At 39.7% G+C, this 22,453-nt stretch carries 21 protein-coding genes; 2 read left to right on the forward strand and 19 right to left on the reverse strand.

Annotated elements, in window-relative coordinates; genetic code table 11:
• The first annotated feature begins 5 nt into the window (after positions 1-5).
• Positions 6-2,435, forward strand: a complete 2,430-nt coding sequence (gyrB, locus tag CXF72_RS08285; RefSeq protein WP_101038502.1) for a DNA topoisomerase (ATP-hydrolyzing) subunit B — start codon at positions 6-8, stop codon at positions 2,433-2,435.
• Positions 2,436-3,187: 752 nt separating this feature from the next.
• On the opposite strand, the gene CXF72_RS08290 is transcribed toward gyrB, so the two are convergent.
• The 5 genes from CXF72_RS08290 to glyQ form a co-directional block, all read right to left on the reverse strand.
• Positions 3,188-3,523, reverse strand: a complete 336-nt coding sequence (locus tag CXF72_RS08290) for a branched-chain amino acid transporter permease (RefSeq protein WP_101038503.1) — start codon at positions 3,521-3,523, stop codon at positions 3,188-3,190.
• Positions 3,523-4,230 carry an AzlC family ABC transporter permease gene (locus CXF72_RS08295; RefSeq protein WP_101038504.1) on the reverse strand — a complete coding sequence of 236 codons (708 nt, stop codon included), beginning with the start codon at positions 4,228-4,230 and terminating at the stop codon, positions 3,523-3,525. The genes CXF72_RS08290 and CXF72_RS08295 overlap by 1 nt, the downstream gene beginning before the upstream one ends.
• A gap of 134 nt (positions 4,231-4,364) precedes the next feature.
• Positions 4,365-5,615: a valine--pyruvate transaminase gene (locus CXF72_RS08300; protein ID WP_101038505.1), complete on the reverse strand. Its 1,251-nt coding sequence runs from the start codon at positions 5,613-5,615 to the stop codon at positions 4,365-4,367.
• Between the two features lie 176 nt (positions 5,616-5,791).
• The gene (gene glyS / locus CXF72_RS08305; RefSeq protein ID WP_101038506.1) at positions 5,792-7,858 is read right to left on the reverse strand and encodes a glycine--tRNA ligase subunit beta; all 2,067 of its coding nucleotides are present in this window, start codon (positions 7,856-7,858) and stop codon (positions 5,792-5,794) included.
• 11 nt (positions 7,859-7,869) lie between these two features.
• Entirely contained in the window at positions 7,870-8,778 is a 909-nt protein-coding gene (gene glyQ / locus CXF72_RS08310; RefSeq protein ID WP_101038507.1) for a glycine--tRNA ligase subunit alpha, read from the reverse strand.
• 461 nt (positions 8,779-9,239) lie between these two features.
• Here glyQ and CXF72_RS08315 point away from each other — a divergent pair, with 461 nt between their 5' ends.
• On the forward strand, positions 9,240-9,947 hold the full coding sequence (locus tag CXF72_RS08315) for a DUF2161 domain-containing phosphodiesterase (RefSeq protein ID WP_101038508.1): 708 nt from the start codon (positions 9,240-9,242) through the stop codon (positions 9,945-9,947).
• 50 nt (positions 9,948-9,997) lie between these two features.
• Here CXF72_RS08315 and CXF72_RS08320 read toward each other — a convergent pair whose 3' ends face one another.
• The 14 genes from CXF72_RS08320 to mioC form a co-directional block, all read right to left on the reverse strand.
• Positions 9,998-10,417 carry a F0F1 ATP synthase subunit epsilon gene (locus CXF72_RS08320; protein WP_101038509.1) on the reverse strand — a complete coding sequence of 140 codons (420 nt, stop codon included), beginning with the start codon at positions 10,415-10,417 and terminating at the stop codon, positions 9,998-10,000.
• Positions 10,418-10,432: 15 nt separating this feature from the next.
• Positions 10,433-11,830, reverse strand: a complete 1,398-nt coding sequence (atpD, locus tag CXF72_RS08325; RefSeq protein ID WP_101038510.1) for a F0F1 ATP synthase subunit beta — start codon at positions 11,828-11,830, stop codon at positions 10,433-10,435.
• 29 nt (positions 11,831-11,859) lie between these two features.
• On the reverse strand, positions 11,860-12,726 hold the full coding sequence (gene atpG / locus CXF72_RS08330; protein WP_101038511.1) for a F0F1 ATP synthase subunit gamma: 867 nt from the start codon (positions 12,724-12,726) through the stop codon (positions 11,860-11,862).
• A gap of 49 nt (positions 12,727-12,775) precedes the next feature.
• Positions 12,776-14,317, reverse strand: a complete 1,542-nt coding sequence (gene atpA / locus CXF72_RS08335; RefSeq protein WP_101038512.1) for a F0F1 ATP synthase subunit alpha — start codon at positions 14,315-14,317, stop codon at positions 12,776-12,778.
• Between the two features lie 12 nt (positions 14,318-14,329).
• Positions 14,330-14,863, reverse strand: a complete 534-nt coding sequence (gene atpH / locus CXF72_RS08340) for a F0F1 ATP synthase subunit delta (protein WP_101038513.1) — start codon at positions 14,861-14,863, stop codon at positions 14,330-14,332.
• 11 nt (positions 14,864-14,874) lie between these two features.
• Positions 14,875-15,345, reverse strand: coding sequence for a F0F1 ATP synthase subunit B (gene atpF / locus CXF72_RS08345; protein ID WP_101038514.1), 471 nt, complete (start codon positions 15,343-15,345; stop codon positions 14,875-14,877).
• 39 nt (positions 15,346-15,384) lie between these two features.
• Positions 15,385-15,642 carry a F0F1 ATP synthase subunit C gene (atpE, locus tag CXF72_RS08350; protein ID WP_101038515.1) on the reverse strand — a complete coding sequence of 86 codons (258 nt, stop codon included), beginning with the start codon at positions 15,640-15,642 and terminating at the stop codon, positions 15,385-15,387.
• 80 nt (positions 15,643-15,722) lie between these two features.
• On the reverse strand, positions 15,723-16,523 hold the full coding sequence (atpB, locus tag CXF72_RS08355; protein WP_101038516.1) for a F0F1 ATP synthase subunit A: 801 nt from the start codon (positions 16,521-16,523) through the stop codon (positions 15,723-15,725).
• A complete protein-coding gene (locus CXF72_RS08360; RefSeq protein WP_101038517.1) occupies positions 16,516-16,917 on the reverse strand; it encodes an ATP synthase subunit I in 402 nt (133 codons plus the stop codon). Before CXF72_RS08360 ends, atpB begins: the two co-directional genes overlap by 8 nt.
• 163 nt (positions 16,918-17,080) lie before the next feature.
• On the reverse strand, positions 17,081-17,998 hold the full coding sequence (locus CXF72_RS08365) for a ParB/RepB/Spo0J family partition protein (protein ID WP_101038518.1): 918 nt from the start codon (positions 17,996-17,998) through the stop codon (positions 17,081-17,083).
• Between the two features lie 12 nt (positions 17,999-18,010).
• Positions 18,011-18,805 (reverse strand): ParA family protein, encoded by a 795-nt coding sequence (locus tag CXF72_RS08370; protein ID WP_101038519.1) that lies wholly within the window; start codon positions 18,803-18,805, stop codon positions 18,011-18,013.
• A gap of 114 nt (positions 18,806-18,919) precedes the next feature.
• Positions 18,920-19,543, reverse strand: coding sequence for a 16S rRNA (guanine(527)-N(7))-methyltransferase RsmG (gene rsmG / locus CXF72_RS08375; RefSeq protein ID WP_101038520.1), 624 nt, complete (start codon positions 19,541-19,543; stop codon positions 18,920-18,922).
• Complete coding sequence (gene mnmG, locus CXF72_RS08380) at positions 19,544-21,433, reverse strand: tRNA uridine-5-carboxymethylaminomethyl(34) synthesis enzyme MnmG (RefSeq protein ID WP_101038521.1); 1,890 nt, start codon at positions 21,431-21,433, stop codon at positions 19,544-19,546.
• Positions 21,434-21,827: 394 nt separating this feature from the next.
• Complete coding sequence (mioC, locus tag CXF72_RS08385; protein WP_101038522.1) at positions 21,828-22,283, reverse strand: FMN-binding protein MioC; 456 nt, start codon at positions 22,281-22,283, stop codon at positions 21,828-21,830.
• Positions 22,284-22,453: the final 170 nt, after the last annotated feature.

The raw sequence follows: 22,453 nt of genomic DNA on the forward strand, positions 1-22,453 counted from the left end.
GTTTGATGGCTGAAAATAGTTATGATTCGTCAAATATTAAAGTACTAAAAGGGCTAGATGCAGTTCGCAAACGTCCTGGCATGTATATTGGCGACACAGATGATGGCACCGGTTTACATCATATGGTCTTTGAGGTTTTAGATAACTCAATAGATGAAGCGTTGGCCGGTTATTGTTCTGATATTATCACTACAATCCACACCGACGGCTCAGTTTCTGTACGTGATGACGGCCGCGGTATTCCTGTTGATATGCATGAAGAAGAGGGCGTTTCAGCAGCCGAAGTTATTATGACAGTCCTGCACGCAGGCGGTAAGTTTGATGATAACTCTTATAAAGTTTCCGGCGGTCTGCATGGTGTCGGTGTTTCCGTGGTTAATGCACTTTCGCAAAAGCTGCGTTTAACCGTTAAACGCCATGGTCACATTTATCAGCAAACCTATATTCATGGTGTACCCGAGGCACCGATCGCGGTTATTGGTGACACTGAACAAACCGGCACAGAACTTCGTTTTTGGCCTAGTGAAGAAACATTCTCCGATACCCTGTTTCACTACGATATTCTGGCTAAAAGATTACGCGAGCTTTCTTTCTTAAACTCTGGCGTGTCAATCAAACTTTTTGATAAACGCGAAGACGATAAGTCCGATCACTTTCATTATGAAGGGGGTATTGAAGCTTTTGTTAATTACTTAAATAAAAACAAAACGCCTATCCATCAAAAGATTTTTCACTTTTCAACAAACCATGAAGATGGCACTAATGTAGAAGTGGCCATGCAGTGGAATGATGGTTTCCAGGAAAATATTTACTGTTTTACCAATAATATTCCGCAAAAAGATGGTGGCTCCCATTTAACAGGTTTCCGTGGTGCATTAACGCGTACGTTAAATAACTACATGGAAAAAGAAGTCGCCAAGGTTAAAAACAGCAAAAATAAAACAGCCACTGAAGGCGGTGATTCGCGTGAAGGTCTAACCGCTGTTATTTCCGTAAAAGTGCCTGATCCTAAGTTCTCATCACAAACTAAAGACCGTTTAGTTTCATCTGAAGTACGCCCGGTTGTCGAAGGCGCAATGAATGAACATCTGCAGGAATTTTTACTGGAAAATCCTTCTGAGGCCAGAATTATAACGGGTAAAATTATTGATGCAGCACGCGCACGTGAAGCTGCCCGTAAAGCCCGTGATATGACACGCCGTAAAGGTGCTTTAGATTTGGCAGGTTTACCCGGTAAACTAGCCGATTGTCAGGAAAAAGATCCCGCTCTTTCTGAACTCTATATTGTGGAAGGGGACTCCGCTGGCGGCAGCGCTAAGCAGGGACGTTCACGTAAAAACCAGGCGATATTACCGCTTAAAGGTAAAATCCTGAATGTTGAAAAAGCACGCTTTGATAAAATGCTTTCTTCTCAGGAAGTGGCAACCTTAATCACAGCCTTAGGTTGTGGTATTGGCCGCGATGAATACAATCCGGAAAAAACGCGTTATCACCATATTATTATCATGACCGACGCCGATGTGGATGGTTCTCACATTCGAACATTGTTACTGACCTTTTTCTTCCGTCAAATGCCGGAGTTAATTGAAAACGGGTACATCTATATTGCTCAACCGCCTTTATATAAAATTAAAAAAGGTAAGCAAGAAGATTACGTCAAAGATGAAGCTGCAATGCAGGCATTCTTAACCCGCTTAGCAATGGAAAATTCATCACTGCATATAAATCCCGATGCACCCGGTATTTCCGGGATCGAACTGGAAAGCATGATTCAGCGTTACCGTACTGTTCAAAATACTATTGCACGTTTATCTCGCCGTTATCCCTCTGCGATTTTAGATAAGCTTATCTATAAACCTGAACTCTCGGCTGATAATCTGGCTAGTTATTCGCTTGTATCAGAATGGGCAAATGATGTTGTCGCAACCTTAAATCGAGAAGATTTAGGTGGCACAATTTATAAAACTGAAATCATTACATCTGAAGATGAACTAACCAACAACGTGATTTTCATCGTGCGTAAACATGGTGTGGATAACCGCTATCTGCTTGATGAAGAATTTTTTGGATCATCCGGTTACAAATCTTTGGTTTCATTGGGTAATGAAATACAGAACCTTCTGGAAGAGGGCGCATACATAAAACGTGGTGAGCGCAGAAAAGAAGTTAAAAACTTTATTGAAGCGGTAAACTGGTTGATGCATGAATCAAAACGCGGCCTTTATATACAGCGTTATAAAGGACTGGGAGAGATGAACCCCGGTCAGCTATGGGAAACCACTATGGATCCTACTGCGCGTCGTATGCTGCAGGTAACAATCCAGGATGCGGTGGGTGCTGACCAACTGTTCTCTACTCTAATGGGCGATCATGTTGAACCTAGACGTGAGTTTATAGAAAAAAATGCACTGCGAGCTGAAAACTTAGATATCTAACAAGAAGCACAGTAAAACACCCTAAAATGCCCGTCAGTTTGCCACTGACGGGCATTTTTTTTGCCCTGCAAAACATCTGAGTAATACCAAACGTGCTCAGTTGCTGCAAAGGAAAATTTTACGCTCACCAAGCCGCCGGGATAATTTTAAATAATAAATCGATTATTGCATTTAGTCTGATGTTATCGGTGGGGTGCATTTTATGCACCCTAGGCAGTAGTAAGCGGTGCAGCGAATAAGCGACAGCTTAGTATCTGAGCAGACACCCTACGAGCTATACGTTTGTTGTCATAGTTGGTGCTAGTTGGCGTTCAAATAAAACGGCTATTAAATTTATGATCAGTTACAGCAAAGGGAAAATTTACGCTCACCAAGCCGCCGGGATAATTTTAAATAATAAATCGATTATTGCATTTAGTCTGATGTTATCGGTGCGGTGCATTCTCTGCACCGCAGGCAGCAGTAATCGGTGCAGCGAATAAGCGACAGCTTAGTATCTGAGCAGACACCCTACGAGCGATGCGTTTGCTATAATATAACACCCGAAAAATAATTAAGGGCACAAATAACAACACAATAAAAACATTAAAGCATTGATTTAAAAGAATATTTTAACTTTGATGTTTATCTCGAATTTTTTAGTGTTAGTAACGGGCTAGCAGGACGAAATTCATTTTAAAGCAAGGATAAAAAACAGCTGTTTCGATATTGTTTCACGTGAAAAAAAAACGGCTAACAAGTACAAACAGCAGCTAACCAGCTAGAACTAGGGACTGGGAGAGATACATATACAGACCGGTACCCGCCATAATACTAAGCAGCGCATTAGCGCGCCACAGATGCAAAGCAACGACTAAAAGAAGTGCCAGAAGCTCTGCCGGGCCGTCGTCAAAAGTGCTGAAGCGCAAATCTTTAAAACAATAAATCAGCAGCAGCACCATCATGACCGGCGGCAGATAACGCCCTAAATAAATCAGCATAGGATGGTCGCTTATCTTATAGAGCAGAATAAACGGCAGAACCCGAGTGATAAAAGTAGCGACCGCCATTACAAGAATAAACAGCAGTAAGTAGTTAATATCCTGCATTATAAGGATCCTCTGTGGATGACTTCAGGAGATTTTTTTGTGCGCTGAAGCAACAGTAAGACGATAATAGATAACAGAATAGACATTAGCAGCATATTTTCCCGGCTGAATAACCAAATCGACACAAAAGCCACGGCGAAAGCCATCACAAAAGGCCAAGATTCGCGCACCGATTTATACTGCTCTATTGCCAGCACCGTAAACAACGCAGGAAGGGTAAAATCAAGCCCGCTGGTATTGAAGCTTATATTGGCGCCGACAATGGCACCTAAAGTAGAGCCAATCACCCAATAGCTATGATTTAAAACCGTGATCAGCAGATAGAAATTGGTCTGATCTTTATCATCAGTAGGCCGGGTGCCGGTCAGCAATGAATAGGTTTCATCGGTCAATCCGAAGATCAGATAAAACTTGCGCAAGCCGCGGGTCTTAAACTTATTGATCAGGGAGATACCATAAAACAGATGGCGTGAATTCAACAGCAAAGTGGTGATTGCAACTTCCGTAAAACCGGCGTGATTGGCGAGCAACCCGACAGCCATAAACTGCGCAGCCCCCGCGTAAATTACCAATGCCATCAAGGTTGCATAAATCCAGTGAAAACCCAGTTCATTAAACAGAACGCCAAATGCAATGCCCATCGGAATATAGCCAAAAAACACGGGGGCGGTTGCTTTAAATGCGCTTAGCAAAAGTGATTTATTCATTAAAACTGACTCTATTAGACTTTATAGGCTGCAAGCCGATAGCGGAAAACTGTTTACCGTCATGCAGCCAATTTAATGTTAACGCTATAACCAGCTAATAAATTAACTGGCTGTTTCACGTGAAACACTATTATTTATTTACCGTACAATTCGTTAATGGTATCAGCCAGAATAGTAATACCTTTATCAACGACCTTGTCATCCTGTGCATAATTAACACGAATACATTCCTGTGTATGCTGCCAATTCTGATCTAAACCAGGGAAAAAGTAATGCCCGGATACAATCAATAGGCCTTTGCTTTTAAGTAATTTGTACAACTCATTGGAAGAGATAGGTAAATCTTTAAACCATAACCAAAGAAATAAGGCACCTTCAGCTTTATGTATTTTAAACTCTGGTATGCTTATTTTTGATTTTAAAAGTTCGATGGCTTTATTCGCTTTTCCTTGATAAAAAGGTTTAATGACCTCATTACTTAATTGGATAATTTCTTTAGATTTAACTAAAGGTAATACAATTTCAGGACCAATACCACCCGGGGATAAAGCCGTAATACCGGATAAGCTAGACATTGCTTTAATAATTTCAGGCTTGGCGATAACAATACCGCAACGCGCTCCGGGTAATCCAAATTTAGATAAACTTAAACACAAAATAGTATTGGCGTTCCAGAAGGGAGTGGCATTTTCAAAAATAATATTAGGAAAGGGCGTACCATAGGCATTATCGATAATTAACGGAATATTATTCTTTTTAGCTAATCTATCAAGATGATTTATCTCCTCGTCGGTTAACACATTACCGGTTGGATTTGTCGGCCGGGAAACGCAGATAGCACCGATATCTTCGCTTACTTTCAGAGCATCAAAATCAACATTATATTTAAAAAATCCGTCTGCTAATTCTGTTATTTTAGGCCGCTGTGCAACAAAAGCATTCTCAGAAACACTGGCATCGGCATAACCTATATATTCAGGTGCTAATGGAAATAATATTTTTTTATTTTTATCATCACTAAAATTACCTGCCAGAAGATTAAAGAGGTAAAAAAAGGCATTCTGACTGCCATTGGTGAGCATGATGTTTTCCGGCGTTAATTCCCAATCATAGAGATCATTAAATAACTCAACCAGCGCATTGATAAAAGTATTTTTTCCCTGCGGGCCATCATAATTTGATAGCGTATTAATTAACTTTCCTTCGGTTAATAATTGCTGCATGAGCTCCTGCAGCCTATTTTGTATTTCTGGAATGGCGGCAGGATTTCCTCCGCCCAACATTAAAATATCATCTCCCCCCTGGACACCTTCATTAAGATCATCCATTAATTCAGTGATGCCTGAATGTTGTGTAAATTTATTTCCAAATAATGAGTAGGGCATTTTTGTTCCTATCCTGTATTTTATTAATTATTTTTGAAGGGATGTTTCATGTGAAACAATAATTTGTGTGAACAGCACTTTGTAAATAGAGAAAATAGAAGCTTTTATCCGTAACAAAAAAAGCTCAGTGAAAACTGAGCTTTTTAATAAGCATTTTACTTAGCAGGGATCATCTATTATAAAACAGAAACATCGGCAATTTTTAAGAACAAGTTACGCAAACGATTTAAAATAGCCAGACGGTTCGCTTTGATAGCCGGATCTTCGGCCATCACCATCACATTATCAAAGAAATCATCCACAGGCTCGTTCAGAGAAGCGAGTTCAAACAACACTGACTCGTAGTCTAAGTTATCAAATAAAGGGCTTAGCGTTGATTCTAGAGAGGCTAAAATTTCCGATAATTTGATTTCAGCGGGCTCCTGCAGTAAAGAGCTGTCTACCTGTGCGTTTATATCACCTTTGACTTTAGCGAGTATATTACTAATACGTTTATTGGCGGCGGCAATGGGAGCCGCTTCCGGTAATGTTTGAAACTTGGCAACAGCTTGCAGACGTTTTTCAAAATCAACAGGTTTAGTAGGACGACGAACCAGTACCGATTGAATCAGCTCAACTGAATAACCGTTAGCTTGATAAGTCGCACGGAATCGGGCGAATAAGAAATCGACAACATCCTGTACTACGTTAATGTTGGTTAATTTATTACCGTATTGCAGCTTCGCAATTTCAACCAATTCAACCAGATCCAGATCCAGATTTTTATGGGTAATGATACGCAATAGACCAATTGCAGCACGGCGCAGAGCAAAGGGATCTGCAGCGCCTTTCGGTGCTTGACCAATACCAAAAATACCCACTAAAGTGTCGAGCTTATCTGCTAAGGAAACAGCGCATGCCACTAAAGAGGTGGGTAATTTATCACCGGCAAAACGGGGTAAGTATTGCTCATTTAGAGCAATCGCAACTTCCTGATCTTCACCATCATGTAACGCATAATGCATTCCCATAATGCCCTGCACATCCGGGAACTCCATGACCATGTCGGTCATTAAATCTGTTTTAGATAAGAGACCGGCACGTTGGGCATGTTTTGTATCGGCTTTAATTTGCAGTGCGATATCTTCAGCGACATTGGCAATACGTTCAGATTTTTCTTTTAAAGTGCCTAATTTTTGTTGGAATAAAACACTTGATAAAGATTCTAAACGGCTTGCTAAGGTTTTCTTTTTATCGGTTTCAAAGAAGAATTCAGCATCCGCTAAACGTGGACGAATCACTTTTTCGTTACCACTTATTACTTGTGCAGGATCTCGACTGACAATATTCGAAACAAAAATAAAGCGCGATAAAAGCTTGCCGTCTTTATCTAATACCGGGAAGTATTTTTGATTATCTTTCATCGTATAGATCAGGGCTTCAGAAGGGACGTCTAAAAATTTATCTTCAAAGGATCCCACTAAGGTTACCGGCCATTCAACTAATGAAGTAACCTCTTCAAGTAAACTTTCATCAATATCTGCAACACCATTTTCATGGGCTGCCAATGCCTCAACCTGATCACGAATAATCGCTTTACGGCGTTCATAATCAACAATTACTTTGCCGCTATCATCTAATAATGTTTCGTATTGATCAGCATGATCAATGATCAATTCAGCTTCACCTAAAAAACGATGACCGCGAATAACTCGATCGGATTCAACACCTAATAACTCGCCTTTAATTAAGCGGGAACCAAATAACATAGTCACCGTATGAACAGGGCGGATAAATTGCGTACTGCTCGATCCCCAGCGCATCGGCTTGGAAATAGGCAATTTGGCCAAGGCACTCGCAGCGATTTCAGGAATCAGCTGAGCCACGGATAATCCTTTAACCTCTGATTTGAACAACAACCATTCGCCTTTATCGGTGATTAGACGCTCGGCTTGCTCAACGGTAATACCGTTTGAACGTGCCCAGCCCTGTGCAGCCTTAGTCGCCTGACCTTCGGCATCAAAGGCAACATTTACCGCAGGACCGCGTTTTTCCACTATTTTATCCGCTTGCGAGTCCGATAAGTTAGCAACAACTAACGCCAGACGACGCGGAGATGCTAACCAGCGGACGCTACCAAAGGATAACTCAGCCTTCTTTAATTCAGCTTCAACATTACTTGCAAAAGATTCAGCAAGTTTACGCAGTGATTTGGGAGGTAACTCTTCGGTTCCCAGTTCAATCAATAAATTTTCTTGTGCCATGAAACTTGCCTCTATTTAACTAGGTTTTTGCAAAGTGGGAAACCAAGCGCTTCACGCTTGCCGTAATACGCTTCAGCAACTGCTTTTGATAATGCACGAACGCGCAGTATGTAACGCTGACGCTCGGTGACCGAAATGGCATGACGTGCATCGAGCAGATTAAAAGCATGAGATGCTTTCATTACTTGTTCATAGGCAGGCAATGCGAGTCCCGCTTCGATCAGTTTTTGACTGTCTTTTTCACACTGATTAAATTGAGTAAATAAAGCATCAACATCGGCATGCTCAAAGTTATAAGCTGATTGTTCAACTTCATTTTGATGAAAGATATCACCGTAAGTCAATTTACCCATCGGGCCGTCGGTCCAGACAAGGTCATAAATACTTTCAACGCCCTGCACATACATTGCAATGCGCTCCAGGCCATAGGTTATTTCACCGGTTACCGGGCTACATTCTAAGCCACCCACTTGCTGAAAATAAGTAAACTGCGTTACTTCCATGCCGTTTAACCAGATCTCCCAACCGAGTCCCCATGCGCCAAGCGTGGGTGATTCCCAGTTATCCTCTACAAAACGGATATCATGAATGGAAGTATCAATACCTATTTCCTCAAGCGACTTTAAGTAAAGATCTTGAATGTTTTTTGGTGACGGCTTTAAAACCACTTGGAATTGATAGTATTGCTGTAGACGGTTTGGATTTTCGCCGTAACGACCATCGGTAGGTCGACGGCAAGGTTGCACATAAGCGCTGTTCATTGGCTCAGGGCCAATTGAACGTAAAAATGTTTGCGGATGAAAGGTACCGGCACCCACTTCCATATCAAGCGGTTGAACAATGGCGCAACCTTGGCGAGCCCAAAAATCTTGCAGTGCAAGAATGAGCCCTTGAAATGTTTTAGTATCGAATTTTTGCATAATTTAGGCTTAGAGTTAATGATAGGAAAATGACTGCCATTATACCTATGGTAGATTATTATACCAATGCCAATCAGTTAGATGAGCTGATATTGAAGTTAAGAATAGGATAAGATTATTGATTAGTATTAAAACAATAAAAGGTTTAAGCATAAAAGCGCAGAGAGGCAATAAAAATCAGCTAAATGCTGATTCAAAAGTTTTCTGATATTAAAGAGTGCCCTTCTTGAATAAACGGCTCAAAATACCGATAAATTTATGTAAGAGTACGAGGGTCTGTTGACCTTATTGAGACTCAAAATGACCAACTTTCCCCTTATGAAAACCAAGAAAAACTGCCAGAATCAGCAAAGCTTAGAACGTTTTTCTGTGTTAACCTAAAAAAATTTTAGCCATCATTTTTTGTTTAAATGGTTAACTTTCCAACACTCAATCAATTTAAACAACATAGAAAAATATAAATGAATAATAAACTCAAAGAATCTGATCTTTACCTGCCAATCAAAGGGTTTCTTGAAAACCTCGGTTACCAAGTCAAAGGAGAAATTAGTCATTGTGATATAGTCGCTAAAAAAAGTGATGCTAATTTAAATAATTCGTTAATTATTATTGAACTGAAATTGAGTTTAAATATCACTCTGTTATTACAAGCGGTTGACCGTTTATCTGTTGCTGATACTGTCTATATTGCTATTCCCAAGCACAGCCCTATTTATAAAAAACAGACATCCAAAGTCAAAAAACTGATCAAGCGTTTAGGCCTTGGTTTAATTATTGTTGATATGCAGGAAGCGGGGCAATATGTTGAAGTCATCAATGACCCGGATTATTACCTGCCCCGTAAAAATAAGCGTAAACAAAGTGCACTGCTAAAAGAGTTTTCAACACGACTAGGTGATCCTCAAAAAGGGGGTTCTAACTGCACAAAAGCCGTTTTAACCGCTTATCGCCAGCGTTGCATTAGAGTGGCACAATACTTATCTGAATTGCCCTCAAGTCGAGGTTTTGAAATAAAAAATGCCATCAATGAACCGCAGGCAACGCTATTTTTAAGGGATAATTATTATGGCTGGTTTGAAAAGATTGATCGGGGTATTTACAGCATTTCAGAAAAAGGAATAAATGAACTTCCTGAATGGGCCATTAAAATGAAGAAACTGTCACTTTAATAAAATAAAAAAGGCGACTTATTAGTCGCCTTTTTGATCAAAAGTTAATATTACTTTCGCAACATTTTAATAACACGCAGTTTTGCAATTGCTTGCGCTAATTGAGCAGTAACAAGGGCGTAATCAATATCCTTATTCGGATTTGACATTTGCTCTTGTGCCGTACGTTTAGCTTCTTCTGCTTTAGCTTTATCAAGATCGACACCACGAATAGCAGTATCAGCAAGCACGGTTACACCACCAGGCTGCACCTCAAGAAAACCACCAGAGATATAAAAAACCTCTTCATCACCATGCTGCTTAACCATTTTAACCATTCCTGGCTTAATAGGTGTTAACAGTGGCGTGTGGCCAGGCATAATGCCTAACTCGCCTTCTTCACCTGAAACTTGCAGATGTGAAACGCGCCCAGAAAAAAGAGATTCTTCAGCACTTACAACATCTAAATGTGTAGTCATTGCTTTAGTCATAGTTATCTCCAGCTATTACATCTTTTTCGCTTTTTCAACAGCTTCTTCAATCGCACCTATGTATAGGAACGCTTGCTCAGGGAGATCATCATAATCGCCAGCGAGTAACCCTTTAAAGCCAGCTAATGTGTCTTTAAGTGGTACGTACATACCCGGATCACCAGTAAATACTTCCGCTACGTGATAAGCCTGAGTTAAGAAATTACCAATTTTACGTGCGCGAGATACGACCAGCTTATCTTCTTCAGATAATTCATCCATACCTAGAATCGCAATAATATCTTTCAGCTCTTTATAACGTTGCAGGGTACCCTGTACGCCACGTGCGATATCATAGTGCTCTTGGCCAACAACTAATGGATCAAGTTGACGAGATGTAGAATCTAAGGGATCGATCGCCGGGTATAGACCCATTGATGCGATGCTACGGTTAAGTACAACTGTTGCGTCTAAGTGAGCAAAGGTTGTTGCCGGAGCCGGATCGGTTAAATCATCCGCAGGTACGTATACCGCCTGGATTGATGTAATAGAGCCCGTCTTAGTTGAAGTAATACGCTCTTGCAGAACACCCATCTCTTCCGCAAGTGTTGGTTGATAACCAACAGCAGAAGGCATACGGCCTAATAAAGCAGATACTTCAGTTCCTGCAAGGGTATAACGATATATATTATCAATAAATAATAATACGTCTTTACCTTCATCACGGAAACGCTCAGCCATAGTCAAACCAGTCAGGGCAACACGTAAACGGTTTCCTGGTGGCTCATTCATTTGACCGTAAACCATCGCTACTTTTGATAACTCAGGTTTTTCAACGTTAACAACGCCTGCTTCCTGCATTTCAAAGTAGAAATCGTTACCTTCACGAGTACGCTCACCAACACCGGCAAAAACAGACAAACCTGAATGTTTTAAGGCGATATTATTGATAAGTTCCATCATGTTAACTGTTTTACCAACACCTGCACCGCCAAATAGGCCGATTTTACCACCTTTAGAGAATGGGCATATTAAGTCTATAACTTTAATACCTACTTCTAGTGTAGCGACAGAAGCTGATTGCTCTTCGTATGTAGGGGCTTCGCGGTGAATTCCGTAATGCTCAGTTGCACCAATTTCACCACACATATCAATAGGCTCACCCAGTACATTCATGATTCGGCCTAATGTCGCCGTACCAACGGGTACTGTAATTGGATTACCTGTATCAGTCACTTCTAAACCGCGACTTAAACCATCAGAAGCACCCATAGCGATACAACGAACAACGCCGCCGCCAATTTGCTGCTGCACTTCCATGGTTAGATTCTTTGCCGTCACGATCAAGGCACTGTATATATTCGGTACAGTTTCTTGTGGGAATTCAACATCCACAACAGCACCGATAACCTGAATGATTTTACCTGTACTCATCTCTGATCCTCTAAAATTTGTTAATCTGCTTATACCGCAGCCGCACCACTACAAATCTCAGAAAGTTCCTGAGTAATTGCAGATTGACGTGCTTTATTGGCAACAAGTTGTAACTCATCAATCATATCACCCGCATTATCGGTTGCCGATTTCATGGCAATCATACGAGAAACTTGTTCACAGGCTAAGTTTTCCACAACACCCTGATACACTTGAGACTCCACATAGCGAACTAATAATGAATCCAAAATATCTTTTGGTTCACCTTCGTAAATGTAATCCCAGCGATCAGAAGCAACTTCCTTATCACCTTCTGCTTTAGGCAGAGGTAATAATTGGCTGATTGAGGGCTCTTGAACCATAGTACTAATGAATTTATTGTTTACTATAAACAAACGATCGATTTTACCTTCGTCATAGGCATCTAACATAATTTTCACCGAACCAATTAAATCATTAACTGATGGTGCGTCACCTAAACCTGAGTTTTGAGCAACTACATTAGCGCCTAATCCATTGAAGAATGCGGCGGCTTTAGAACCTATTACAGCTAAATCAACTTCAACATTCGCTTCCGAGTGTTTTTTCATTGCTGCAACAAGCGGTTTAAATAAGTTAATATTTAAACCGCCACATAAACCACGATCACTTGAAATAACAATATAACCAACTCGACTTATCTCTCTTTCTTGAAGATAAGCGTGGTGATATTCCAATTCACCAAGTGCGATATGACCAATCACTTTGCGCATGGTTTTAGCATAAGAAAGACTGTTCGTCATACGCAATTGCGCACGACGCATCTTTGATGCTGCAACCATTTCCATGGCACCAGTGATTTTTTGAGTATTTTTAACACTCGCGATCTTATTTCTAATTTCTTTATCGCCGGCCATTCTCTAGCTCCTAATTAATGATTAATTAACCGTCTAAGTAGTTAACTAATTACCAGGTTTGCGTCGCTTTGAAAGCTTCCAATATAGCATGGAATTGACCTTCAATTTCTTTGCTGTAATCACCGGTTGCATTAAGTTGAGCATAGAACTCAGCATGCTCATTTTTAGCATAAGAGAGCAGAGATGATTCAAAGCTTAGAACGTCTGAAACATCAACATCAGTTAGATAACCTTTCTCTGCTGAAAACAGTGATAATGCTTGTTCAGCAACTGACATTGGAGCATATTGTTTTTGCTTCATTAATTCAGTTACTTTCTTACCGTGGTCAAGCTGTTTACGTGTTGTTTCATCAAGATCTGAAGCAAACTGTGCGAACGCAGCTAATTCACGGTATTGAGCCAGTGCGGTACGAATACCACCCGCTAGTTTTTTGATCACTTTACATTGCGCAGAACCACCAACACGTGATACTGAAATACCAGGATCAACCGCAGGACGAATACCACTATTAAACAGCTCAGTTGTTAAAAATATCTGACCGTCAGTAATGGAAATTACGTTAGTAGGTACAAATGCAGATACATCCCCGCCTTGTGTTTCAATGATAGGCAACGCAGTTAAAGAACCGGTTTTACCTTTCACTGCACCTTTAGTAAAGGCCTCAACGTAAGCAGCGCTTACACGAGATGCACGTTCAAGAAGACGAGAGTGAAGGTAGAAAACATCACCAGGGTATGCTTCACGACCAGGCGGACGTTTAAGCAGCAGTGAAATTTGACGATAAGCAACAGCTTGTTTAGACAGATCATCATATACAATCAGCGCATCTTCACCACGGTCACGGAAGTATTCACCCATAGAACAACCCGCATAAGGTGCCAGGTATTGCAGCGCAGCTGTTTCAGATGCAGAAGCAACAACAACAATAGTATTTTCTAATGCGCCATGCTCTTCAAGTTTATTTACCACGTTTGCAATGGTTGATGCTTTCTGACCAATCGCAACATAGATTGAAAATAATCCAGTGTCTTTTTGGTTAATGATTGCATCGATTGCAATAGCCGTTTTACCGACTTGACGGTCACCGATGATTAATTCACGTTGGCCGCGGCCAATTGGAACCATTGAATCGATTGATTTCCAGCCAGTTTGCACTGGTTGATCAACAGATTTACGATCGATTACGCCAGGTGCTATCACTTCAATGGGAGAATAACCGTCATTTTCAATCGGGCCTTTACCATCAATTGGTGCGCCAAGTGTGTTTACAACACGACCTAACAAACCTTTACCTACTGGCACTTCAAGAATACGTCCAGTTGATTTAACCTTTTGACCTTCACGAAGATCACGGAAAGGTCCCATTACTACTGCACCAACAGAGTCACGCTCAAGGTTAAGTGCCATCGCAAAGCCACCATTTGGTAGCTCAATCATCTCACCCTGCATACATTCAGCAAGGCCATTGATACGAACAATACCATCGCTTACAGAAACGATTGTACCTTCATTACGTGCTTCACTTACGGCCTCGAATTTTCCAATTCGTTGCTTGATAAGGTCGCTGATTTCAGTGGAATTCAGTTGCATGCCAATTTCCCATTAAGATTGTAAAGTATTAGATAATCGACCTAGTTGACCTTTAGCAGAGCTATCAATCACTAAGTCACCCGCAGTAATTACCAATCCGGCAATTAGGGTTTTATCAATACTACAATGTAGATTTACTTTTCGTGCGAGACGTTTTTCTAACGATTTACTCAACTCATCTTGCTGCTTTTTAGAAAGACCATAAGCACAGACGACGGTTACGTCGATCTGTTTTCTATGCTCATCTTCTAATGCAGCGAAAAGTTGTGCAACGCGAGGTAAAACACTCAAACGTCCATTTTCAGCCATTATTTTAATTAAGTTCTGACCACTCTCATCGAGTTGGTTTTCACAAACATTAAGAAATAGTTTGGCTAGCTCTTGTGCAGCTTTATCACTTGTTAATAATTTTACCATCGTTGGATTATTAACAACTTCAGCGGTAAAAAACAGCATCTCAGACCAAGCTTCGATCTTGTTATTATCAACGGCAAATTCAAAAGCAGCTCTTGCATAAGGACGAGCTACGGTAGTCAATTCAGACATAAGCTCGCTCCTTATAGTTCAGCAACCAATTTATCGATAATGTCGCTGTTCGCTTCTTTATCGACAGTACGCTTAATGATTTTCTCAGCACCCGCAATAGCAAGACTGGAAACTTGTCGGCGTAACTTTTCACGTGCACGATTGATTTCTGCTTCAACTTCAGCTTCACCTTGCGTAATAATTTTTTTACGCTCGATTTGACCTTCATCTTTTGCTTTTTCAATAATTTGTGCACGACGTTTATTTGCTTGATCAACAATTACAGCAGCTTGTGCCTTAGCTTCTTTCAACTTTTCAGTTGCTTTAGCTTGTGCTAATTCAAGATCTTTCCCTGCACGTTCAGCTTGTGTTAAACCATCAGAAATTTTCTTTTGACGAACTTCTATCGCCGAAAGAAGTGGTGGCCACACATACTTCATACAGAACCAAACAAATACCGCAAATGCGATAGCTTGGCCTAATAGGGTTGCGTTTATATCCATAACAGCTCCTCAATAATTTGGTTAATTAGGATCCGTTAATTAGCCCGCAAGTTGACCTACGAATGGGTTTGCAAAAGTAAAGAATAATGCAATACCAACACCGATCATTGCGATTGCATCAATAAGACCTGCAACAATAAACATTTTCACTTGTAACATAGGTGCCATTTCTGGTTGACGTGCGGCACCCTCTAGGAATTTACCACCTAAAATACCAAAACCGATTGCTGTGCCCGCAGCGCCTAGACCAATTAAAAGCGCTACAGCAATTGCAGTAAAACCTAATACTGTTTCCATGAAATTCTCCGAATAAATATATATTTAAATTTTAATAAAAAACTGCTTATAAAAGCAAAATTAAGGTTATACCTGATTAATTAATGATCTTCGTGTGCCATGCTAAGATATACAATACTCAACATCATAAAGATAAAGGCTTGCAGAACAATAATTAAAATATGGAATACAGCCCATATAAAGTGTAATGGTAATTGCCACATACCTAACATAGCGATCAAAATAAAGATTAACTCGCCTGCATATAAATTTCCAAATAAACGCAAACCAAGCGAGACAGGTTTCGCTAACAGCGTCACTAACTCAAGGATTAAGTTTACAGGAATAAAGGCAGGGTGATTAAAAGGCTGCATGGTTAATTCTTTAACGAATCCGCCAATGCCTTTTATTTTAATGCTATAAAAGATGATTAAAGCAAATACACTTAATGACATACCCAGTGTGACGTTTAAATCAGTGGTAGGTACAACTTTAAGATAAGGTATTCCGACCGCTTGAGCAGCGCTTGGTAAAAGATCAACTGGAATTAAATCCATCAGATTCATAAGGAAAACCCAAACGAATATAGTTAATGCTAAAGGCGCTATCATGGCATTTTTTCCATGAAAAGTATCTTTGACATTTTGATCAACAAATTCGATCACTATCTCGATTAAACATTGTAATTTTCCAGGTACATCTGTTGTTGCTTTTTTAGCGATACTACGGAACAGCCACAGGAAGAGCACTCCGAGCCCTATTGAAAATAATAGAGAATCGACGTGAAAAGTCCAAAAACCAGCATCATGAACATTCCAACCACCATCTACACTCCAGGTGAGATTGGTTAAATGGTGTTGAATATACTCAGATGAAGTTATAGCTCCACTATCATCAGACATGTTTCATCCTACTATTGTTGTAAAAAAAGAAAGGAGCCAACCATTGAGAGATAACCAAGAGTACAAAAGAGATATAAAAAGCCAGTAAAGATAAACTTCCATATTTCAAAAATAGACTTAATAAAATCACAACTAAAAAAAGCTTAACCGCCTCTCCGCCATAAAACCCCCTAAGTACTAATTGTGTTTTACTGGCCCCTGCATGCGCAAAAGTCATTAAAACAAAAATCAGATTAGGAAGTATAAAAGTCATCCCTCCTGCTAAACCTGAATATCCTGATTTAGTTGAAGAAAAAACAGTTAATATCAGTGCAATAAAAAGAACAAGTAATAATTGAAAACCAACCAATTTAAGTCCCGCTTTCTGACTGTCTTTTGCCAGTCTATCAACCATTTTATTTTCCTTTTATTATTTAACATGCACTTTGAGAGCTCTCGCAACCAACATGTCAAATCGTGGTGAAGACTATAGCAACATCCAAGTCAATGCAATATAAGAGCTCATTTTTGGCGCTATATATGCGCTATAGATCAATTATTTTTATTTCTTTCATATTTCATTGTGCTACATCAATTTTAAACATTAATTCTTTTAAATCATCCAGCGAATTATAATTAATAACCAATTGCCCCGCCTTTTTTTTACCCGTTTTAGCGGTTACTGATAAACCAAATTTATTTTGAAAAGTGTTAATAATCTGTTCTGTTTTTTGGCAACGTGGAGAAGCTTGTTTTTCCGGTTGAGGATTTAAGGCTTGTTTTACTAATAACTCTGTTTTTCTCACATTTAGCGATTTGGCAACTATTATCTTGGCTAATTCGACTTGCTGATTTTTTTCACAGCTTAGTAGTGCCCGGGCGTGGCCCATTTCAATATCACCGTGCTCCAATAATAATTTAACGGCTTCATTTAAATTATTTAATCTTAATAAATTACTGATCGTGGTACGTGATTTTCCCACCGCCTTAGCAACTTCAACATGGGTTAAATCAAACTCTTCTAAAAGGCGTTTTAATGCAACCGCTTCTTCCATCGCATTGAGGTTTTCGCGTTGAATATTTTCTATTAATGCAATCGCTATTGCCGCATTGTCTTCTACATTTTTAATTAAGCAGGGCACATTTGTCAGACCAATAATTTTAGCCGCTCTCCAACGACGTTCTCCCGCAATAATCTCATATTGTTGGTGACCGGTTTCTCTGATAACCAGCGGTTGGATAATCCCCTGAGCATGGATTGAGTTAGCCAGTTCATCCAAGGCCTTATTGCTCATCTCTCTTCTTGGTTGATATTTACCCGGGTGCAGAGAATTGACATCAATATCTTTTAATATCCCCTTAACACTCACTTCGTCAATCAACGGTTGATTTTTTTCTGCATTAACGTCATGAGAAACCTGTTTTTGGCGGTGCGATGAACTACTGCTTAATAATGAATCGAGTCCTTTGCCTAAACCTCTTTTTTTCCCCAACATAATAATCCCTATTTAGACAGTTTTGGCACTTAGCTGCTCACATTTATCTTCGCGACGCAACATTTCAGCCGCTAATGCCAGATAAGCTTTTGCACCCGTTGAGTTCTTATCATAATACATAACAGGCGTACTAAAACTTGGCGCTTCAGCTAAACGGATATTGCGCGGAATAATAGTGCGGTAAACTTTTTCACCAAAGTGTTTTTTTAATTGATCCGAGACATCAGAACAAAGGCGATTACGAGGATCATACATAGTGCGTAAAACACCTTCGATCTTAAGCCCTGAATTAACCACAGATGCGAGCTTGCTGATAGTATCAACCAGCGCAGTTAAACCTTCTAACGCATAATATTCACACTGCATCGGAATTAAAACAGAATCAGCCGCGGTCATGGCATTGACCGTCAGCATATTTAACGAAGGGGGACAGTCAATAAAAATATAATCGTAATTATCTCTGTAATTTGCCAGTGCACTGCGTAAGCGTGTTTCTCGCGCAAAAAATTCCATTAACTTAACTTCAGCAGCGGTCACATCACTGTTTGCCGCAACCAAGTGATAACCCCCGGTTGTTTCAACCTCTACAACTTGATCTAGCGGTAACTCATCAATTAATAAATCGTAAGCACTATGAGCAACTTCATATTTATCAATACCACTTCCCATGGTTGCATTACCCTGGGGATCTAAGTCAATCACCAAAACGTTACGTTTGGTTGCAGCTATTGAAGCAGCGATATTTACGCAGGTTGTTGTTTTACCTACACCCCCTTTTTGATTTGCGATCGCAATTATTTTAGCCACAAGCTCTACTCTTAATTAAAATGAATACCATACCCAAATAACTTGAAAAAGCAGACCCAGAGCTAAGCGCCTGTCACTGAACGATCCATAATCCGAAGACACTGATTAAATTATTTAAATACGTTTAATTTTAACCAAGCAACGTTCGCCTTCAAGTGTTGGCACTTGTAATGAAATTGATTCTATAAATTCAAACTGTTTATCTAGTTCTTTTATTTCTTGTGCCGGAACTTGCCCCTTTAAAGCCAGAAAATGGCCTTTTTCATGGGGTAAATGTTTACACCAATACAACATATCATGAAGTGAAGCAAATGCTCGGCTGAGAACAACATCAAATTTATCCTCTGGCTGATACTCTTCGACCCGACTCTGCACAGTGGTTACGTTTTTTAGTCCCAACTCCAAAAGTGCTTGACGAATAAATCGCAAGCGTTTACCCAGACTATCTAATAAAACAAATTGTTTATCGGGATTTAGGATAGCGAGTGGCAGCCCGGGTAATCCTGGGCCGGTACCCACATCAATAAAGCGTTCTCCTATTAGATAGGGTGATACAACTATACTGTCCATTATATGTTTAACAAGCATTTGATTAGGATCTCTTACAGAAGTGAGATTGTAAGCTTTATTCCACTTGTTTAATAACTCGACCAACTGCACTAATTGTTGCTTTTGTGACTCAGTCACTTCAAGTGCTGTTTGGTCAATTAATTTTTGTAAATTTTCAAGCAGACTCATTTATAAAACCTTACGTCTTAGAGAATTTTTCTTTATATAAATTAATAATATAGATATTGCAGCAGGTGTTATTCCTGAAATTCTGGAAGCTTGACCAATATTTTCGGGCTTAGTATCATTTAATTTAGCCGTCACTTCATTTGATAAACCTTTAATATCAGAATAATCCAGATTATTCGGTAATAATGTATCTTCATTACGTTTAAGTTTTTCTATTTCTTCACGTTGACGATCTACATAACCTTGATATTTGATGATAATTTCAACTTGCTCAGCAGCTTGATCATTTTTGATCACTGGCCCTAATCCCTCAATTGAGATTAAACTTTGATAATTCACTTCTGGTCGACGAATCATCCCTTCAAGCGTACTTTCACGCTGCATTGGCGTTTTTAATAACTCATTAATTTGCGCCGCATTTTCTGATTTAGGGTGGATCCATTGATTTTTTAATCGTTGAATTTCTGTTTCTACCGCTTCCTGTTTCTCGCTAAATGCTTTCCAGCGAATATCATCAACAAGACCCAATTCACGCCCTTTTTCTGTTAAGCGCGCATCGGCATTATCTTCACGTAATAATAGGCGATATTCAGCACGACTGGTAAACATGCGGTAGGGTTCTTTTGTGCCTAGTGTAGAAAGATCATCAACTAATACACCGGCATAAGCTTGATCACGACGTGGGCACCAGCCCTCTTTGTCCTGGGTCATTAACCCGGCATTCATGCCCGCTAATAAACCTTGTGCGGCCGCTTCTTCGTAACCCGTTGTGCCGTTAATTTGGCCTGCAAAGAATAAACCATCAATATATTTACTTTCCAAAGTTGATTTAAGATCGCGAGGATCAAAATAATCATATTCAATAGCATAACCAGGTCTAGTCACAAATGCGTTTTCAAAACCTTTCATCGAACGAATAAAATCAATTTGCACGTCAAAGGGTAAACTGGTTGATATCCCATTAGGATAAATTTCATTAGTTGTTAAACCTTCCGGTTCAACAAATATTTGATGGGAATTTTTATCCGCAAAACGCATTACTTTGTCTTCGATAGAAGGACAATAACGCGGCCCAACACCTTCAATCACCCCGGAATACATCGGGCTTCGATCTAAATTACGACGGATAATATCGTGCGTTTTTTCATTGGTGTGAGTAATATAACAAGGAATTTGTCTCGGATGTTCACTACGGTCGCCCATAAATGAAAATAGAGGAGTGGGGTTATCACCGTGCTGAACTTCTAATGCTGAAAAATCAATACTGCGGGAATCTATACGTGCAGGCGTACCTGTTTTTAAACGTCCCGTACGTAACGGCAGCTGTCTTAATCGTTCAGCTAAACCGATTGAAGCTGAATCGCCAGCCCGTCCGCCACTATGATTTTTTAAGCCGACATGGATTCGGCCATTTAAGAAAGTACCAACGGTTAAGACAACGGTTTTTGCGGAAAATTTAATGCCCATTTTAGTAACAACGCCGCTAACTCGATCGTTTTCAACAACAAGATCTTCCACTTCTTGTTGAAATATTTTTAGGTTTTCTTGGTTTTCTAGCTTCTCCCGGATCGCCGCTTTATATAACAGACGATCAGCCTGTGCCCGTGTTGCTCTCACGGCGGGTCCTTTGCTGGCATTCAGTATTCTAAATTGAATACCTGCTTTGTCTGCTGCGTTTGCCATTAGACCACCCAATGCATCAATTTCTCTCACTAGGTGTCCTTTACCAATCCCACCAATGGCGGGGTTACAGGACATTTGACCTAATGTTTCAATATTATGGGTTAATAATAAAGTATTCATGCCCATACGAGCAGCGGCTGCAGCGGCTTCAGTGCCTGCATGACCTCCGCCAATAACAATTACGTCAAAATGTTCGTGGTAATTCATTCATTTTTCCAAAACTATAAGTTAAAAAGACAAAAGGGATTTTACTCTTTTCTTGCCTAAAGGAAAACAGATAAGATCAAAACAATATTATTAGTATTATATAAAGATCTTTAAAGATCTTTACTACTATACTTATTAATGTAATTGAATTTCTGTGCAAAACCATTTATTGATCTTAAAGATCAGGATCTTAAAGTAGATCTTTAAGTGTGCGCAAGAAGGGGTCTTCCTGCGCTTAACTAGGGGATAGTTTTGCTACTTATGCACAGACGCGATTAAGGCTAGGTTTGTACACTGTTAAAACAAAGCTAGTACATGACTTATAAATAAACTACCCACAGGCGGTTGTGGATAACTTAAAGGGGAAAATAGGGGGAAATCCTTCTAAATATGCTTATAAATCGTTAAGATCTTCAATCCAGAGAGAGATCCAATTTGAGATATTGTCTTCAGGTATAGGATAATCAACTATATCTATTTCTAAACGATCTCCGATACGAACCGCACCCATTTCTTCCAAAATATAATCCATATTCTTGGCAGCTTCGCAAAAAGTATCGTAATTGGAATCGCCAATGCCAATAATGCCATAACGTACATCATTCAAAGGTGCATTTACACCTTGAAGCTGTTCAGCAAATGATTTGAAGTTTTCAGGGTAATCACCCGCTCCATGTGTCGATAAACAAATTAGCCAAATTTCATCTTCAGATAAAGATAAAGTATTCAAATCAGGATCAAAGTGAAGGTCAGAATCAAAACCTGCTTCCTCTAATAAAACCTGTGCTGCTTCGGCAACATATTCTGTCCCACCTAACGTACTGCCTACTAATATTTGTAATGTGCTCATTTATAATCTCCATAAAATTTTTTTACACTATATAGCTACAAGAAAAACAATATAAAGCATCTTAGAAAATAAATTTGATTAATTTATAGTTTATTTATACAGAAATGCGGAAGAAAACAGCAGTTTGTTTATTAATTATTCGTTCGCACATTTTATTGAAAGAATAGTCA

The sequence above is a fragment of the Psychromonas sp. MB-3u-54 genome, assembly GCF_002836415.1.
Lineage (GTDB): Bacteria > Pseudomonadota > Gammaproteobacteria > Enterobacterales > Psychromonadaceae > Psychromonas.

Bases quoted from the DNA above. Each gene is read 5' to 3' on its own strand.
- atpG (WP_101038511.1), bottom strand. From the start codon at position 12,726: ATGGCCGGCGATAAAGAAATTAGAAATAAGATCGCGAGTGTTAAAAAT.
- CXF72_RS08290 (WP_101038503.1), bottom strand. From the start codon at position 3,523: ATGCAGGATATTAACTACTTACTGCTGTTTATTCTTGTAATGGCGGTC.
- atpB (WP_101038516.1), bottom strand. From the start codon at position 16,523: ATGTCTGATGATAGTGGAGCTATAACTTCATCTGAGTATATTCAACAC.
- CXF72_RS08320 (WP_101038509.1), bottom strand. From the start codon at position 10,417: ATGACTAAAGCAATGACTACACATTTAGATGTTGTAAGTGCTGAAGAA.
- glyS (WP_101038506.1), bottom strand. From the start codon at position 7,858: ATGGCACAAGAAAATTTATTGATTGAACTGGGAACCGAAGAGTTACCT.
- mioC (WP_101038522.1), bottom strand. From the start codon at position 22,283: ATGAGCACATTACAAATATTAGTAGGCAGTACGTTAGGTGGGACAGAA.
- rsmG (WP_101038520.1), bottom strand. From the start codon at position 19,543: ATGAGTCTGCTTGAAAATTTACAAAAATTAATTGACCAAACAGCACTT.
- atpE (WP_101038515.1), bottom strand. From the start codon at position 15,642: ATGGAAACAGTATTAGGTTTTACTGCAATTGCTGTAGCGCTTTTAATT.
- atpA (WP_101038512.1), bottom strand. From the start codon at position 14,317: ATGCAACTGAATTCCACTGAAATCAGCGACCTTATCAAGCAACGAATT.
- CXF72_RS08360 (WP_101038517.1), bottom strand. From the start codon at position 16,917: ATGGTTGATAGACTGGCAAAAGACAGTCAGAAAGCGGGACTTAAATTG.
- atpF (WP_101038514.1), bottom strand. From the start codon at position 15,345: ATGGATATAAACGCAACCCTATTAGGCCAAGCTATCGCATTTGCGGTA.
- atpH (WP_101038513.1), bottom strand. From the start codon at position 14,863: ATGTCTGAATTGACTACCGTAGCTCGTCCTTATGCAAGAGCTGCTTTT.
- CXF72_RS08365 (WP_101038518.1), bottom strand. From the start codon at position 17,998: ATGTTGGGGAAAAAAAGAGGTTTAGGCAAAGGACTCGATTCATTATTA.
- CXF72_RS08300 (WP_101038505.1), bottom strand. From the start codon at position 5,615: ATGCCCTACTCATTATTTGGAAATAAATTTACACAACATTCAGGCATC.
- glyQ (WP_101038507.1), bottom strand. From the start codon at position 8,778: ATGCAAAAATTCGATACTAAAACATTTCAAGGGCTCATTCTTGCACTG.
- atpD (WP_101038510.1), bottom strand. From the start codon at position 11,830: ATGAGTACAGGTAAAATCATTCAGGTTATCGGTGCTGTTGTGGATGTT.
- CXF72_RS08315 (WP_101038508.1), top strand. From the start codon at position 9,240: ATGAATAATAAACTCAAAGAATCTGATCTTTACCTGCCAATCAAAGGG.
- mnmG (WP_101038521.1), bottom strand. From the start codon at position 21,433: ATGAATTACCACGAACATTTTGACGTAATTGTTATTGGCGGAGGTCAT.
- gyrB (WP_101038502.1), top strand. From the start codon at position 6: ATGGCTGAAAATAGTTATGATTCGTCAAATATTAAAGTACTAAAAGGG.
- CXF72_RS08295 (WP_101038504.1), bottom strand. From the start codon at position 4,230: ATGAATAAATCACTTTTGCTAAGCGCATTTAAAGCAACCGCCCCCGTG.